This is a genomic window from Luteibacter sp. PvP120 (genome assembly GCF_054055715.1).
In genome coordinates, this window is record NZ_JBSRXP010000003.1 from 313,911 (window position 1) to 327,796 (window position 13,886).

The window sequence follows — 13,886 nt, forward strand, 5'->3', positions numbered from 1 at the left end:
AACTTCGAATGCGTCGGCCGCACTCCAGTATCGTCCCTTGAGATGGCACGGGCATAATCTTCCGCCAGAGGCCAACGACGGAATCCACCCGGCAATGACGAAAAAGCGGGCTTACACCTCTCCTACCGGCAAGGATTCGATCTCAGCAGAGCAAGTCAAAGCCTTTCGGGCTGGTTACAACTATCGATCCTACCCCTATCCCCTTTACAGCACAGATGCGCCGGGTCATCGAAAGCGCGTATATCACAGCAGAAAGGGATCTGGTTTTTTCGCATTTACGCCCGATGGCTCTGGGGGATCGGCGGCTTCGGGTGGTGAAACGCTGAATCACCTGCTCTTCAAGGAGGCCATCGCGGGCTTGAAGCGCACGCGCCTCTCTCTCTACAAGCCCGGGAAGAATAAGGCTCCGGACTTCTGGATCGACGTTCCCATCACCCTCTGTTCGCCAGGGGACCTGGAAAAAATGATCTCAAAGGGTGACGGATCGCACCCACTCTTCGCCGACGTCTATTTCAAGTTCGAATCGGACCACTGGTTGGCGCAGAAATGGAGCGGGGAGGCTTACTTAGAGGTCTTCAACACCCATGCGGTAGGCGTTGAGAAACAGAAGGTCTTGAAGCGTCTGGAATTGCCGACCATCGAGGTGGACATTCGGGAACCGCCCTATGCCTATCCCGTGGATGAGGAAGACACGACGGATGAACTGGAGGCTGATCACGTTCGCCGTCTGCGCCACATGCTCGAACACAACAATGGCTTCTTGAAGGCGACCGTTTTGAGCAATCCAAGCTCGGCCCCTTATCTCAAAAAACTGCTCACCCAGCAGATCCAACAAACCAATCAGCTCAAAGCCGAACTCGACTCCGCGAGGTCGACGTTACGGAGCGCTACGATCGACAAACTCAGCGCCGAAGAAGCGCTGGATGGTATGAAAGCTGACTTGACCGCACTTCAAGCAGCTCACCATGACCTGGCGGTCAGCTTGGAAACGTCGCGTTCTGACCTTTACCAGCTGACCAACGAGCACAACGTTCTCGTGGAAAATCATCGGGTTTCGGCAGAGGAGCACGAACGCGTCCGATGGTCCCTGCACCTCAGATACCTGATCGCGCTGTTGTTCGTCCTAGCCCTCTATGCGGGGACGATGTTTTTTTGGCCGACAGATGACCCCATCCCGGCCGCTCCGGAGACCGCAGCCTCACAAGCGGCGGAGCCGTCGCAACCTGTTGCGGACACGCAAAAGCCCAGAGCCAAAGCCAAAGCCCATACACATCATGGCGGCTCAGGGCGCTAACAAGATCGCATGAACGGGGCGCGGCGGCATTTCTCGTCGGCGCATGCGGGAATCCAGCCCCTGGATTTCGGGGCATGACAGCGTTACGCTGAGGGCGAATTCGGTAGGGCCGAAAGCCCAGCCGCCTGTGGAGGAATCCACTGTTCTCCAACGAAATGGGAGATCAAACATGGCTCATGCCGTGCAGACGTATTCGTCCTTTTTTCACTGCCTCTACGATCAGCCCGAGATGCCGGACGGTCCCTCGGGCACGTATTCGGTCTTTCGCGCCATCGACGCTCGTGACGTCGAGCAGCAGCCCACACCGTTGCCTCGTCTCCATGACTTTGCGGTCATCTGGGACGATGATCGCGACACTCGCATCATTCCTGTGCTTGAAGAAATGTTGATGGCGGGCCTGCTACCCGGCGTGCAATTCATCGGGGAACACAAAGGAACTCTGACCATCATCCTGGCTGCCCGAACTTATCGAAAAATCGATCTAAAAGCCTATGCAAAACGAGTGGAAGCGTTGACCGAAGCCGCCGGCGATTTTTGGAGTGTCACGTTGGGTATGTTTGACCACACTCCGGGCAATCTTCATCGTGGTCACCAATGTAATTTTCAAGAAATTATCGGGCTAGGTGCAGAGGCAGAGCACGCTTTGCTTTTCACGATTGACCACAGGTGGAAACTCGGCACGAAGGAGTGGATCAACATCGATCGCCCCGACCGACCGAGAACGCCTGGGGTCTTCTTCTCCGCTGACGATCGCTATTGGATGCGCCGGCCGCGCTCCGGCCCGGCGCCGTGGAGCTGAGAACTTCTAACTTGTGATGACCATGCCGGCTTGTTGACAACCGGCGGGGTCGCCCTATGTTAAAAGACCATCCTCTTTCCCTTTGCCATCATAAGCACTCTTAGCTTCGTCATCGCCACCACTCTCGGCCTGGCCGTGGTCGGCCCGATGGGACTCGGCGTGCTCTGGTTCGAGCGCGCAATATTCGACGAGGCGACCGCGGCTGGAGTGGACACGACGGGGCTGCGGCAAGATCCGAGGCAGCGTCGCGTCCGAAGCGGGCGCGGCGGGGAGACCGACAGGCGCCGAGTGATGGGCGTTCTGTGCGGCGGCAGCACCTGCCAGTAAGTTGGCGCCAATGTCTGCAATGATGATGAAGAGCTTACGCAGCGTATCTGTTTCCTCGGGAAGCAACCGAGGGCTGCCGAGGTGGCTGCAAAGATAAGCGAGCAGCCCCACGGCGACCAGCCCGACGCCCCAGCTGAACGGCACCGTCGGGTTTCCACTGCAATACATGTGAATCACAGATCCGGTAACGGCAGCAACCGAGATCACCAGTGCGAGATAAATAGCCAGATCCAAAGCGTTGGAGGGTGTCCGGTGGCTAGCCCGCAGCGTGTCGCGACGGAGTGTCGATCGGTTTGGCCACCCGCACCACACATATACGGCAGATCACCCCTGAGCCACACGCCGGCCCCCTGCCAGCCGTCATGCACGATGTGGTTTGTGGCCCATCGGTGGTGCGTCGTCGACCGCTGGGGCAGAGCTCTGGCGCCGTTCCTTCACCCGAGAAGCCCAATGCCCCGTGGATCGGGCACTGGAACGGTCACGTAGATACGACCATCGGCCATCGGCCACGGCCACACCCGAAACGTCCACAGCAATCGCTCCGCGTGCCGCAAGAGTCCGAAGATACGATCCGCCGAGAAAGATTGCGATGGGTCGTATAGGTCTTGCAGGTCCTGCCGTAGCAGCGCTAGCCAAGCATCCAAACCGGCGGACATCACGATGTCGCGCATCAGCGCCTGTCCAGTTCCCATCTCGTCAGCCAGCTCCTCCGAGTTCAAACCGTCCATATGACCGCACCATTGAGCGGCGTGGCCCATGAGGTGCCGGGCGTGCAAAAGGCCAGTATTTAATAATGCATCGATATCGTTCGAACGTGCGTATTCGTCCTGCGCGGCCGCCATCTCCTCGCGGGACAGTTGGAGGCAGTCGCGAAACAGTTCGGCGTAGCGCTGGCCAGCAGCGGGGTCGGTATACGCCGCGACCCGTGAAGTGTAGTAATACCCAGGGCACGAGTCAGCTGCCCGATGGATCACCTGGGTGAATTCGTCGGGGAACGTGGGATGGGTCGCCGCCAGAGGCCAAGAATACCGCGTGTCGTGAGCAATGTGGCCCAACATTGAGACAATGGTCTGCAACGACGAGCGTTGGATCGCCTCATCATCGGACAACAAACCGCCCGCGATAGCCAAGCCGAAGACCAGATGCTGCTTCGCGTGGCCATCCCGCTGAACAGATACGCACTTGGCCACTGGAGTTCCATATGCGCGTGGCTCACTCAAGTCCGGTGCCAGGGCAGGCTCACCCCTGTCGAGCTGGGCGAGCGCTGCTGGGTAGTCCACCGCGAAAGTGATGCCATCGAGTGATTCCAGAGGCAGCTTTCTAGACATCTCGTAAACGACGATCGTAACCAAGCGTTGAAGTGCAGTTCCCTGTGCCGGATCGTCAAGCAACGGATAGTGGAGAGTGTAAGCGAACGGAGCGGGCTCTTCTGCAGCCAACGGCACCTGGTCGGTCGGAATGACCCCCTCCGATGTTGAGTGACGGCGAAGGTCATGCAGCGCCTCATCGATTTCGTCCAAGATGATCTTGGACGTGCGCATCCCAAGCTTCGCGCCCAGGTGATCCATGCACACGGCGGCAATGAAAAAGTCATCACTGCACGAAACGCACGCCCGGTTGATCTCCGACAAGTCTGGCACGAAGGCTGGATCAAGCGTTCCGACCAATAGTCGATGATCGGCAAGGGGGAAAACGCACGTTTCCATGGCATCGACCCCCACGAGCATCAGCGGGCCCCATTCGCGCCCCTTACCCCGGGCAATCGCGATGCAATCGGGAAGGACGGCGCCGTCCACCGCATGCGTTCGCCAAGTCAAGCGAGACAAGCCGGCCTCCCAGGCGCGATGCTCTCCCTGAGCGAGCACCTTCTTGTGGACACCCGCCACCGTCGCCGGCATTTCGGCGAGAAATACGCTCTGCACCTGCGCGATGGTCGATTCAAAATCGCCCATGAATTCATCGAACCGCTCGCGCAGCATGTAAGGCAGCATCCGCTCGGCCAAGCGGAGCGGAATGGCCACGTTGGAAGCATGCAAGTGCGCGGTGACCGTCTCGACTATGCCCAATACATGTGGGCTCAGTGAGGCTTCGTCGATTCCCAAATGAGCACGTGCCCCTTTGGGGGTGCCCACCACATCGATGACCGCGTCGAGAACGTTGAGGGCGGCTTCGGTAAACGTCGAACGGATGAACGCAGTTCGGAGCACGAAGTGCGTCACCAGACGCGCCGAAAGTGCCGAGTCAAGAGATGTCTCCGCGGGCGCGTCCATCGCCGTGCGCAGATCAATTCCGATGTCCGATTCTTGTTCGGTGATCTGATCGTCGAGCGTGGGAACACCGTCTTTGCGGAGCCGTGAATAGAAGTATTCCTCGACGCCGATGTTGCTGATCTGGAGAGGCTTGGCGGGGTTGCCTCGGAAATGCCACCAGGTGCATTCGCCTTTTTCGGGCGGATGGTTGCGCGCCAGGAACCCGCGCTGGAGGAATTTTGGGATGTAATGCTGGCGCTTGCCTGCCATGGGACCGTCCGTATGCCGAAGTGACGACTTTCAAACGAAGGAAGGGACGGCTGAAAGTCGCTCATTCCGGAGATCCCTAACTTCATCTTCGCCGAGCCGGAGAACTTTTTAGCTGAGGTCGATTGACAGACCTCGAGATTGGACTACAAGGAACGGCATCCGAACCGAACGCCGTTGCGATGCAACCGGCGCCTGTCTTCCGTCGATGCAAAAGGAGAGCCCCGTAGACCCAGTCCCCACCCCTGACACCATGTCCAGCCCATAGAAAAGGACCGGAGAGCATCCACTCCCCGGTCCCGCTACCCGCAGTGTTTTCTAGGCCCTGCGGGGAGCGTTTTAGGGCCAAACCCCATACCTGTCAAGCGTCCGATTCATTCGAATTCGGCACGGGCAGCTGTGGCCCAAATCTCCCCCCTTTCAAGGTCATTCCCCATGCGCCAATACGACACCGTCCGCCTGATCCTCAACACCCGTCTGACCAATTACGACATCGCCGCCGCCACCGACGTGGCGGAGTCGACGGTCCGCCGCTATCGCAAGTTGGCGGCGGACAAGTCTCTCACCTGGGACGCGCTGAAAGACTTGGACTTTGACGCCTTCCATCGGGTGTTCAACAAACCCTCTCCTCGAAACAAATCGGATCTGCTTCCCAACCTGGCTGAGCTCGATGCCGAACTGTTGCGTTGCCGGATGCCGTTGCAGGTCTGGTGGGAAGACCAGAAGTCGGAGTATCCAGCGACGACACCGTCATATTCCTACCTCTCGGCCGAACTGCGACGCTACCGCGACAGTCAGCCCACGGTGATGCGGCAGACCCACATCCCCGGCGAACGCGTCTTTGTCGATAACTCAGGCAAGCTGGCCTATTACGCGGACCGAGAAACCGGCGAGCTCGTCGCCGTTCAGGTGTTCATCGGTGTGCTCGGCGGCAGCTCGCTTCTGTTCGTCACGGCCACGGCCACCCAGCAGACGCACGATTTCATCCTCTCCCATGTGCGGATGTTCGACTATTTCGGAGGGGTGAGCGAGATCCTGGTGCCAGACAATCTCAAAGCGTCACACACCCAAGCCTACAAGGACATGGCCAAGCACTACGGGGCCGTCGCCTTGCATGCTCGGCCGTGGCGACCGAAGGACAAGGCAAAGGCCGAAGCAGGCGTGAAATACGCCCAGCAGCAGATCCTGTCTCGCTTGAACAGAGAGACGTTCCATTCTCTGGACGAGATCAATGAGGCGATCGCCCGACTGTTGGAGCAAGCCAACAACCGTCCCATGACACGCGGTGAGCCGAGCCGTCGAGCACGGTTCGAAGAAATCGAGCGCTCCGCGTTGCGGCCGCTGCCGGCGGCGCCGTTCGAGTATGCCGACTGGATGACCATCAAAGCGGTGGCCCCCGACTACCACGTGCCGGTGCAGGGTCATTTCTATTCGGTGCCGCACACGCTCGTCGGCAAGTCGGTCGATGTCCGCGTCACCGCCGACCAAATCACCATGGTTCACCAGCGGAAGACGGTCGCAACGCATCTCCGCAGCAATGACGTGGGAGGCTCGACCACCCTGCCCGACCACCAGACCGTCGCCCATCGGGCGCAATCGGGACGCACGCCCGACATGTTGAAAGAATGGGCCAAGGAGGCTGGCCCCAACATCGTCCGGTTCGTGACCGACCAGTTCGCCCAAGAGCGCCGCATGCTGGGGTGGAAGCCCAGCGAGGCGGTGAAGAGTCTGGCCGGCGCCCACGGTGCCGAGGCTGTGGACCAGGCCATTGGCTGGGCTTACGAACAAGGCACGCCCAACATCTCGACCATCAAACGCGTTCTGGCCAACGCGGAACGCCGCCAACGCGATGTCGTGCGGTCAAAGCTCGACCTGAGCGCGCGCGCCATCCGGGAGAACCGTCATGACTGACATCAGCGTCAATCAGCTCGTCGGATCGTTGCGGAGTCTGCGGATGCCAGGCATGGCCCTGGCGCTGGAAAATTGGGTCGCGGACCCGGCCAACGCTGATCGGTGCTCCCTGGAATGCGTGGCCGAACTCGTGGCCCAGCAACGCAACGTCGCCGCCAGCCTGCGGGCGGAGCGCTTCCGGAAGAAGGCGGTGCTGCCGGCCGGCCTGGTGATGGCCAACTGGGAACCGAGCGCCAGTCGGGGCCTGGCCGCCGCAAAACTGCGGCACTTGGAAACGTTGGCGTGGTTGGACCGGCGCCAGAACCTGATCATCACGGGCCCCACGCAGAGCGGAAAGACGCACCTGGCGTCTGGACTGACCCAGATGGCGGTGGATCGCGGCCGGTCGGCTCACTACGTCCGGGTGCCTGAGTTGCTTTCGGTGCTTCACGATCACCGCGAGGCCAAGACGCTGACCCCCTTCCTCAAACACTTGGCGCGGTTTGACCTGCTGGTGTTGGACGATTTCGCGTTGGAGCGTGCCTCGGTCAAAGACACCTACCTCCTGCGCCGTGTGGTGGACATCCGCGAGCGAGCGAACGGCGCGGTGATCGTGATCTCACCCCGGATGGTGGATGAGTGGGACGGTCTCTTCGCGGACCCGTCCGCGGCCAGCGGCATCTTCGGTCGGTTGCTCACGTCGGCCCACGACGTCGAGTTGAAGGCGTGGATGCGTAAACCGGGGCGGCGCGCAACCCCGCCCTGACTGGCAGTTGTTCCACCAGGTCGTCGCATGTCTTGGTCGTCCAGCATTGCGATTTGCGGTCGAAAAGGGGATCACGCTCTAGCGCCGTGTGCTTCGGCAGAGCTAGGGCGTCTCCCAGTCCCGGATTCGTGCCCGAAGCTGATGCTATCGAGACGATAAAATCTGGACTTTAGCCGAAGCCTCGCTCCGTTACTTTGCAGACGAAGGCGCTGCTTTCTCGATCGGGCTTGACGTCACCGACTCAGCCTTGATGGCGGCAATTAAGGCCGCAGCCAGCGTCGCCACTTCGTGGCTGGGTGACACCGTCAAGCGATGCTTATCGTAGATGCGGCCCGGCGGATTGGCGATTGTCGCCAGAGTGTCAGTGCACAAGCGCTCTAACGGGCTTCCCACCGGGGCCGACTCTCCAACCTTGGACATTTGCAAGTTGAAGCCCTCGAACGAGGAAGCGATGGCGGACTTGTAGCCATAGTCCTCTTCCAGCCGTTTGGCGAGCGCGCTCTCACGAGCGGCGTGCAGGGTCAGCCACAGCAAGGCGCCGGCCACCGGCAGTCGGGTGAGCCAGAGCCGGAAGAGCTCATCATAGGTCAGGACCGCCGTTGCGGTCAGGGCATGCCAAATCCCGGTGACACCCAGCAGGATGAGACCCACCAGCGACCCCACGAAGATCCACTGCCAGCGATGCTGGGGCTTTGTGAACGTGCCCGCGCGAGCATCAAACGCTGATGCCAGGCCCGCACTGGTCGCGCCCGGCAGCAGCGCCTTGATCGTCTCGAGCTGCTCGTCCGATTGGGCGTTGAGCTCCTTCAAGCGCTCTTCGTAGGCCGTGAGTGTCTGCTCCACCTTAGCTGCACGATCGGCCAGCCCTCTGCTTTCCTTGGTGGCCGCTGCGGCTTGCGTCAGGGATTCCTTAACTGCCGCAGCGTCCAAGTCGACAGCGGCCTTACTGGCCGACGCGGCCTTGTTCGCCGTGGCGATTGCGTCAACGGTCGCTTCCGCCCGGGTCTGCAGACCTTCAGTTTTAGCCGCGTGACCCTCAATCGCTGTGAGCAGCTTGTCGACCTGCGCGCGCACCTTGTCCCCGTGCTCTTGAGCATCCTGGATGTGCGCAGACTTCGTGGCAATGAGGGCTTGCTCGGTGGTCACCTTCTCGCCCGCGACCGTGACCGTTTGGGCGACGGCCTGAACGCTCGCCAGCTCTTGCGTTCCGGTCTGCACCAGCGCAGCCAACGCTTCCCGCGACAATCTCATAGCATCGGCGTGGGCCTGAGCCTCGATTTCCAAGGCCGCCACACGCGCCAGGTGCTCCTTCGCTGCAGCGAGAATGGCTGCGGCTTCCGCAGTCGTTTTAGCGCCCGCTTCGTCGTCAGCGGGTGATGCCGTCGTTTCGTCCGTCATTGATTTTCTCCCCTATGGGTCGCCGCGCCATGCCGCACCCCGAGGCATTATAAAGCGGGCCTACATTTCAGGACAGGACGTTCACGGCAGGAATGCCTATCGAGAAAGGCATGCTCCGACCCGGAATTTCATGGTCGCATATCAGTCAAAAAATTCGTCTTCCCAACGATTCGACGCCATTGCCGGCTTCCAGCATGCCACCTCGACCATATCTCGATGGGCAGATCTTGACGCTCCGTCAAGAAACGAACGTCCCAACCGATCGTTTACTTCTGGTGGAGTTGAACCTATGTGCTCATTCCCATTTTTTGTTTTGTTATCGCCATAACACCGCCCCTTGTTCCGATGAGTTACCTCACGCGGTCAGGCCAGAACTCGGCCGAGGCTTTGGGGCGATGGGCGGTGACCAATATGGTGACTGCCGCGGTCAGCCCTCCCCCACCCCCATCTGCGCCTCGAAGGGTCTGATGGGCTCCAGCACGCCAATGCGGTGGTTTTCGATCCAAAACGTGAGCGAATGCGAGGTCACCAACTGGCCTTCCACATTCCTGCCTACTTCCACGCACGTTTGGGCACGACCGGCAACGGTGTCGGCAGGCTTTCGCCAAGCTTCACGCAGACGTCGAGCCCTGGATGTTGGTCGAGCTGAGGATCAAATCCTCGGGCGGGCGGACCCTCGCAGATCGGGCGTGAGTAAGCGACAGAAGAAGGAGTCGCTTGGGCCACTGAACGGCCGGACGGGGACCGGTATCGGCGATGGTTCCGGGGTCAATCGAAGGAGGCAACGGCCAACCACTTGACGAAAGCTCACGGGCTGCTAAATCTGGTGCTAATTATTGACGACTGTTACAGACCCGGAGCAGGCATGCCCACCAAACGAACCCACAACGATGCTTCGCCCGAGATTCTCGCAGTGGACGGTGCGCGGTTCCTCGCCAGGCTCAACGTGACACTGCTGTGTGTCTGCATTACCGCAGTGATTCTTGTCGCGCTCGGAGTCTTTTCCCGCTGATAAATTCTCGACTGCGCGCTTGCGGACGTCGTCGGAATCATTCGATCCCGAGGCACTCGGAGGGCTTATCCGCCGCGGAAGCACTTTTTGCGTCCTCCTCAGCGATCTCGTGGCAATGATCGATTTTTCGCAAGGCTCCATAGCCCGAGATTGTTGCGAACCAAGCGACGATCGTTAGCACCACCAAGAACCAGCTTACAAGGAGCGAAGGGATGGCAACGGCCGGTCGTCGCACGTTCCGCGCTCCACGCTCAGCTAGCCAAAGGTGCGCAAATGCGCAAAGGGACACGAAGGAAGACGAGAACAGCGCGAGAAGACGAAGTGTGAGGTGGGCGCAGATGTAGCCGGCGACTGCGGCATAAAGAAAGCCAATCGAAAGAGCATAAAATATGGCATCTGGGTCTTGCGTCGGCACGTCCCTGGCTTTGGCCAATCTCTTGTATTCCTCGCAGACGCGGCGAAGGATGCCAAATCCCGCGACGATCGCGGCAAAGCACGGCGCGGCGAATCCAACGTAATCGAAAACCGCCTCCCAATGCTCCGGCGCCTGCGTAGATAGGAGAGCAAGAAAAGCCGCGACGATGAGACACTGGAGGATGACCAGCATCACCCAGATTGAATCAAGGCTTCGCAACGAAGCGACCTGACTTCCGCGCCAGGTTTTCCAGAACTCGTCCGAGTGTTTCTGTTTGTCGGCCCTCAGGGTGAGAGCGAGGTCAAGGAATAACAGTCCAGCGATCAAGAGGATGGTAGCGACCACAAACCATTGGAGCGAATCGAGGCTGGAGACAAAACGCCGCACAACCTTGACGGTCACGATGACAGCATCCTTGATGGCGCCCAGAGCGTTCGAGACCGCTCCGAGCAGACCCCGCCAGGTCGGTGACTTCCCGACGAGGATGGCCTTCGAAAGGCCAGGGCCCGTAAGGAGGCGTTGAGGTTCCGTTGTCGCGGCGCAGGCGAGTTCAAGAATGTCGTCGTGATGGGTCATGATCGTCCTTGGAGGAAGCACCACGACGCTTTATCGGCCGGGCTTCCGGGTCCTTGAGCGCTCAGGACAGCGCGATTACACGTGCAAGTCGATCGGCACGGGCCAGCTCAGCGCCAATTTTGGCCTGTAGTGACAACCAGACGGTGTTGGGCATCGCAAAGCGACTGGGGTGCGGATTGCAGTTGCGCGCGACCGAAGCCTCAAGCCATTCAGTCTGCGCCGTGCTCTGAATCAGGGCCGCGCCTGAGCCCTGGGCGGCCGTCCATGTCGGCCGATGGTTTCGCGCGTATTCCAGCTCGGGGGGAATATGCACCGGTTTTTTGCTCCCGCCGCGGCCGCTCCCTTAACTAAATCGTTGAGAGATTTCTCTCTATTAAATTGAGATGATTTTTCTCATGCGCGAAGCCAAAAAGTTTTTCTGCGCGAAACTTGTGGGTTACACACCTGATGAATACTGTCCCCTTCGCGCGCCAGTTCAAAGCGCGACGCGCCGCATAATTTTTTGACTTCGCATCTTGCGAAGGCGACCAAACCGCGCGAACGAAGAGAGAGCCCGACCAATGGCGGGCTCTCTGGGTGCGATGAAACAATGGAAAGAAGTCGGGGGTTGGAACTGACATGTGCCTGGTGTGGATGCACCGCGGACATGGCCATTTCGACGCCATCGGACGATGCGGGTAACCGCTCGATGGCCATGTCAGTTCGCCCCGCGGTCAAAACAAACCGCTGCACTGGCCTTGCGTCATGGTCTGGCCCGTTGAACGGGTGGCCGGTGATCCAGACGCTCCTGGATGACGGGAGCGGTTGGAACAATCAGCGGCGTTGCTGGCAACGGGGACACCTGCTCGAACGCGTCACGTTCGACCGGGTTCATGGCGGCAAGCAATGGCGGCAGGAGTTCACCAGGCGTGTTGGCCAACACCTCAACCGTCCGTCGGAACACGGCATCAGCCCGCTGCTCACGTTGGGCAACCGCGGCCGCATGGCGTTTCAGGTCGTCCGCCTTCACTGACCGAGATCGAACTGCGGACTTCATCTCCTGAACGGCGTGGTGTCGATGGGTGACCTCGGCGGCGAGTTCGCGCCAAGCCTTTGGCTTGCCGCGGGTCGCCCATTTGGCGGCGAACATGCGGAACCGATGGTCCTGGGCCCACCTGGCCGCACGCTCGGAAGCCACGGCGCGCCGCCGCCGGGCCTCATCCAGCTCGTATTCGGCCTCCAACTTCGCGGCGGTGGCCCTCTCGGCCCGCCCCTCGTGCTCGGCACGACGTCCGCCGAGCTCGCGCAGGACCGCCAGTGCCCGTTGCAGGGTGCGCACGAGCCGAAGCCAAGCTCCCCACCGCGCGTCGCCCTCTGGCGACGTCGGGTGCGGAGCGATGGCCTTGAAGCGCTCAACCAGCGACGCGTCCGACGACAAGGCAGGCCGGGCACCCATGTCGGCCACCTGAGAAGAAGCCGAACCCTTCGCTGGCTCTGGCGGCACGAAATCGAATTTGCCTGGCACAGCGTCCGTCGGCGTCATCGGCGCCGGGCGTTCCGCTTCCACCCCCGCCAAACGCTCTCTGGCCACGTCCGACCGAGCCTGGTCCTGCTGGGCCGCCACGACCTCGGCATGGGCGGCTTCGTAGACCTTGCTCATCACGACGATCTCGCGGACGGCGTCGCCCCGTCGGGTGAAGAAACCCTTGCGTTCGAGCGCGGTGGCTTCGGCGCCCAGGGTGGGCTGCGGCTCGATCGGCAGCCCCATCCGAACGTAGCTGCGGTGGTCATACTCTGCGTCGAGACCGGCATCGGCTGCGGCTTCCGTGGCCATCTCGGCCCAGGTGCGGTTGAACATCTCGACCATCCCCCGGCCGAGCTTTCTGCTGATCAGCATCGGGTGACGCGGACCAAACGTTGCAGTGCTCGCCGCGTCCTGATCCTCGCCGTCTGGAGCTGACACCAGCAGCGGACGGGATGGGAAATAGAGATGGGCGTGATATCCCTGCTTCTCTGGCGGTTTCACATCCCCGAAAAGATCGACCGAGGCGTCGCGGTGCAACCCCACGGAAACCGGCGTGCTGAGTTCGCCCATGATGAACCGGGCCAACCGTTCGGCCAGTTGGCCGGCTCGACGATCATCCAACCCCAAGGGAATGGGGATGCGATAGTCGCGAGCGACTTGTGCGTCTTTGCGTTTCTCAACGCTTTCCACCCAGTTCCAAAGCTGGGCAGGATCGCTCGCCCAGTCAGGCGCGCCTTCGGGAGCGACGGTGGTCGCAAAAACAATTTCTTCGCCGGCGGCGCGACGCGTGTAGTCGTGCCAAAGGCCGGTGCGTTCGTCTTTAAGTTTCAAGCCAAGCCGATAGGCTGCACCGGCGACCGCGGAATGGTCTTTGGATCGAGAGTGGACTTCGAGGTGGGGTCGAGCATGTCGCATGGGATTCCTTCTCTACCGCGTGAGGCGGTGCGTCTGTTCCATCGGTCCGAAAACCGTCAAATGGCCTGCGCAGAGCGTCAAGGGCACTGCGTTGCCTCGTGCAAATCATCAAAGCGGACGGCCGATGACTGTCAATCGAACTTGACATGACGCGCATCACACTCCCAAAAGAATCATGCCTTTTCGGCAAATCTCGCAAGGTCTTCCGAACCGGGCAACAACGCCGACGGCAGCCGAAGCAGGAACGTCACGCGAGATGTCGATCAAGGAATATCAGTCGGCGACAAGAGCGACACATCCGAGGTTTCGGCGTGCGTTTCGCTCTGGCACCTGCTTTTCAGGCATTTGCTCGTGATTTTTGCTTTTGACTTGGCTCTTAGCGGCGTGTTGGAACAACTCATAGACGCGCTCTTTGCTTTTGATTTTTGCTTGGCTTTTGGATGTTGCATCGGCCTGGCAAAGCTCTTGCTTGAC

The 13,886-nt window shown here is 60.4% G+C and carries 10 protein-coding genes; 5 read left to right on the forward strand and 5 right to left on the reverse strand.

Annotation, left to right across the window (positions count from 1 at the left end; translation table 11 throughout):
• Positions 1-94 precede the first annotated feature (94 nt).
• Both ACVKN3_RS08690 and ACVKN3_RS08695 read left to right on the forward strand, forming a co-directional pair.
• A complete protein-coding gene (locus tag ACVKN3_RS08690; RefSeq protein ID WP_354514284.1) occupies positions 95-1,294 on the forward strand; it encodes a hypothetical protein in 1,200 nt (399 codons plus the stop codon).
• 169 nt (positions 1,295-1,463) lie between these two features.
• Positions 1,464-2,093: a hypothetical protein gene (locus ACVKN3_RS08695; RefSeq protein ID WP_354514282.1), complete on the forward strand. Its 630-nt coding sequence runs from the start codon at positions 1,464-1,466 to the stop codon at positions 2,091-2,093.
• A gap of 54 nt (positions 2,094-2,147) precedes the next feature.
• Here ACVKN3_RS08695 and ACVKN3_RS08700 read toward each other — a convergent pair whose 3' ends face one another.
• Both ACVKN3_RS08700 and ACVKN3_RS08705 read right to left on the reverse strand, forming a co-directional pair.
• Positions 2,148-2,654, reverse strand: coding sequence for a hypothetical protein (locus tag ACVKN3_RS08700; RefSeq protein ID WP_354514280.1), 507 nt, complete (start codon positions 2,652-2,654; stop codon positions 2,148-2,150).
• A 200-nt stretch (positions 2,655-2,854) separates the two neighbouring features.
• Complete coding sequence (locus ACVKN3_RS08705) at positions 2,855-4,939, reverse strand: hypothetical protein (protein ID WP_354514278.1); 2,085 nt, start codon at positions 4,937-4,939, stop codon at positions 2,855-2,857.
• 432 nt (positions 4,940-5,371) lie between these two features.
• Between ACVKN3_RS08705 and istA the strand changes: the two genes are divergently transcribed.
• Together istA and ACVKN3_RS08715 are read left to right on the forward strand one after the other, a co-directional pair.
• Complete coding sequence (gene istA / locus ACVKN3_RS08710) at positions 5,372-6,847, forward strand: IS21 family transposase (protein WP_354514276.1); 1,476 nt, start codon at positions 5,372-5,374, stop codon at positions 6,845-6,847.
• Complete coding sequence (locus ACVKN3_RS08715) at positions 6,840-7,592, forward strand: ATP-binding protein (RefSeq protein WP_354514274.1); 753 nt, start codon at positions 6,840-6,842, stop codon at positions 7,590-7,592. Before istA ends, ACVKN3_RS08715 begins: the two co-directional genes overlap by 8 nt.
• Before the next feature lie 189 nt (positions 7,593-7,781).
• Here ACVKN3_RS08715 and ACVKN3_RS08720 read toward each other — a convergent pair whose 3' ends face one another.
• Entirely contained in the window at positions 7,782-8,990 is a 1,209-nt protein-coding gene (locus tag ACVKN3_RS08720; protein WP_354514272.1) for a hypothetical protein, read from the reverse strand.
• 865 nt (positions 8,991-9,855) lie between these two features.
• Between ACVKN3_RS08720 and ACVKN3_RS08725 the strand changes: the two genes are divergently transcribed.
• Entirely contained in the window at positions 9,856-10,002 is a 147-nt protein-coding gene (locus ACVKN3_RS08725) for a hypothetical protein (RefSeq protein WP_354514270.1), read from the forward strand.
• Positions 10,003-10,039: 37 nt separating this feature from the next.
• Here the strand turns inward: ACVKN3_RS08725 and ACVKN3_RS08730 are convergent, their stop codons facing one another.
• Together ACVKN3_RS08730 and ACVKN3_RS08735 are read right to left on the reverse strand one after the other, a co-directional pair.
• Complete coding sequence (locus ACVKN3_RS08730) at positions 10,040-10,993, reverse strand: hypothetical protein (protein WP_354514268.1); 954 nt, start codon at positions 10,991-10,993, stop codon at positions 10,040-10,042.
• Between the two features lie 742 nt (positions 10,994-11,735).
• Positions 11,736-13,412 carry a MobA/MobL family protein gene (locus ACVKN3_RS08735; RefSeq protein WP_354514266.1) on the reverse strand — a complete coding sequence of 559 codons (1,677 nt, stop codon included), beginning with the start codon at positions 13,410-13,412 and terminating at the stop codon, positions 11,736-11,738.
• Positions 13,413-13,886 lie beyond the last annotated feature (474 nt).

Excerpts from the sequence above, each read along its gene's own strand:
- ACVKN3_RS08690 (WP_354514284.1), top strand. The coding sequence starts at position 95 with ATGACGAAAAAGCGGGCTTACACCTCTCCTACCGGCAAGGATTCGATC.
- ACVKN3_RS08695 (WP_354514282.1), top strand. The coding sequence starts at position 1,464 with ATGGCTCATGCCGTGCAGACGTATTCGTCCTTTTTTCACTGCCTCTAC.
- ACVKN3_RS08705 (WP_354514278.1), bottom strand. The coding sequence starts at position 4,939 with ATGGCAGGCAAGCGCCAGCATTACATCCCAAAATTCCTCCAGCGCGGG.
- istA (WP_354514276.1), top strand. The coding sequence starts at position 5,372 with ATGCGCCAATACGACACCGTCCGCCTGATCCTCAACACCCGTCTGACC.
- ACVKN3_RS08715 (WP_354514274.1), top strand. The coding sequence starts at position 6,840 with ATGACTGACATCAGCGTCAATCAGCTCGTCGGATCGTTGCGGAGTCTG.
- ACVKN3_RS08720 (WP_354514272.1), bottom strand. The coding sequence starts at position 8,990 with ATGACGGACGAAACGACGGCATCACCCGCTGACGACGAAGCGGGCGCT.
- ACVKN3_RS08725 (WP_354514270.1), top strand. The coding sequence starts at position 9,856 with ATGCCCACCAAACGAACCCACAACGATGCTTCGCCCGAGATTCTCGCA.
- ACVKN3_RS08730 (WP_354514268.1), bottom strand. The coding sequence starts at position 10,993 with ATGACCCATCACGACGACATTCTTGAACTCGCCTGCGCCGCGACAACG.
- ACVKN3_RS08735 (WP_354514266.1), bottom strand. The coding sequence starts at position 13,412 with ATGCGACATGCTCGACCCCACCTCGAAGTCCACTCTCGATCCAAAGAC.